Annotated in this window: 1 protein-coding gene; it reads right to left on the reverse strand. The window is 65.3% G+C overall.

The window, feature by feature from the left end:
• Window positions 1–140: 140 nt before the first annotated feature.
• Window positions 141–647 carry a hypothetical protein gene (locus M2302_RS32980; protein ID WP_280841704.1) on the reverse strand — a complete coding sequence of 169 codons (507 nt, stop codon included), beginning with the start codon at window positions 645–647 and terminating at the stop codon, window positions 141–143.
• Between the last annotated feature and the right edge of the window lie 1,361 nt (window positions 648–2,008).

Consider the following 2,008-nt stretch of genomic DNA (forward strand, 5'->3'; position numbering starts at 1 on the left):
CACCGCCCACGCTTCATCGGTCAACTCACCACGACGCACCACCGGCACATCGTCAACGATCAACCACTACAAGATCGGCAGGACACGCCCTAGTCCCAGCACATGCGCGACGGCCGGCCTTGGTTGCTCAGTTGCCCTGGTTACAGTCGGTGCCACCGCGCGGCAGTCATGCACCTACGCTTCTGGCCAGTCGGCCGCGATGCCAATGGGACTGAGTCCGGCGACCGGTAGTCGTCACCAGGAAAGTACTCAATGTGCTGATGCCGGTGGACTGTCCGGTCATCGGCAGTCTCGGCTTGCTCAGCTACACCATCGAGCGCGTCCCAGATGATGTCGAGATACTCACGCCCGCCGGAGAAATGCAGCGTGGTCCCGCCTTGCAAATTGACAAGCAGCGGGCCTGCGGTCGCCTCTTGACTGACGACCCCGTCGGTGACCGCCACCTCAAACGGCTCAGCATGTTGGCGTAGCAGCCGGCTGAGGGCGCGGAGCGCAGCTGGCGGACCGGCAAGCTCCAGCTCGTCGTCGCCGACTGAGAGACGGCAGCGTCGGTGATCGTCCATCGGGGCATTGTTCCTCACCGCGCGGCCTCTTGCGTCGCCCACCGTGAAGGCCTCCGCGAGCGCCTTGAGGATCATGTCGGGCATCAGGTGGGACGCGAGCGTCAAGCATCTCCCGTGACGGGACATGCGTGTGGCGGGTACAACTGCCGAATTGCGCTCTATCAGATCAAGGCGGCCCGCAAAGCGGGCCGCGCCGACCCGGCCCTGGCCTGCTGGCGACCTCCGGCCGGCATCGGCCGGGCCGGCCGGCCACGTTTCGGAAGACCTCGGGGCTCTGCCCCGAACCCCGACCCTTCTCAGAGATGCCACCGCGGCTCACCTCGCCGGGCACCACAAGGGCTACCAGCCTCCCCGAACGGGGACCAGGTCGTTCGTCCGGCAGGGCGCTCCACCTGGCCCCCGTCCGGGGAGGCTGGACGGTCTGGCGACTGCCCGACGAGGAGATCCGCTGAAGCCAGCATGCCGTTGACCCCGCTGTCCCCGCAGGGCGGGAGAATGCCAGGGGGTCAGGTACCGGTTGGGGGCAACGCCAATCTCGCCGCGCAGTCGGGGTAGCCACTGGAATTCAGGCGTGTAAAGATCGCGCCGTGCTCACCTCGTCAGAATCCCCCGGTGCCGCCGTCGAGTTGGTCTTTGTGCTTTTCGGCATCGCTGCCATAGCTCTAGGCATCGGAATAATCGTCACGCGGCGTGTCCCCTGGCTACTTCAGGACAGCTTCCTCGGCCTCTTCGGGAGCCCTACGTCGCCACCCCAACCGACTCGTATAGGCGGCTTCCACGCCCTGAACGGTGGCACCATCGTCCTGTATGTGTCGGCGGAGTTCCCATCGGTGCCGCACCCGGCCGCAGTAGCGCTGACCGCAGCAGCTTTTATCACCTTCACGGCCTCTTGGGCCTGCCTGATCTTTGTGCAGCGCTAGCAGCCAAGTCGGCTAGATCGACCACTCCCATGCTGACAGTCTGGGAGCCACACGTGGGAGCCACCGGGGCGGACTGGACGGGACGGTACGGGACCGATGGAGTTGCCGAGCGCTTGAGGACCAGGACCAAGCGGACGGCATCGGACGGCCTTGACATGGTCTTGGGAATCTACGGATCAGGTGGCGTGTGACCCGTCGCGGTCTTGTCTACGGCGATGCTTGACAACCGCCATTGAGACTCGTCTGGTAGGGCCCTCCACCTTGTCCCCGCCGGGAGGCTGGACGGTCTCGACTGCCCGACGAGGAGATCCGCTAGCTTGACATGCACGTCGATGAGGGGGTCGGACACGACGGAGCGGGGAAGTTAAGGTGCCGTCGTGAAGTCGATCGGATCGCGGGTGCTGCTCGTCCATGCCGTGGTGGTAGTCGCCCTAGTACGACAGCCGCCGTTCGGGATCATGGGTGAAGTTCGAGGTTGAGGCGGCGTGTGTAGTGGGATCGTCGGGCTTGGGCTTGATGCCGGCG

Origin of the sequence: Micromonospora sp. A200 (assembly GCF_029893845.1) — a bacterium.
Lineage (GTDB): Bacteria > Actinomycetota > Actinomycetes > Mycobacteriales > Micromonosporaceae > Micromonospora > Micromonospora purpureochromogenes.

Bases quoted from the DNA above. Each gene is read 5' to 3' on its own strand.
- M2302_RS32980 (WP_280841704.1), bottom strand. From the start codon at position 647: ATGCCCGACATGATCCTCAAGGCGCTCGCGGAGGCCTTCACGGTGGGC.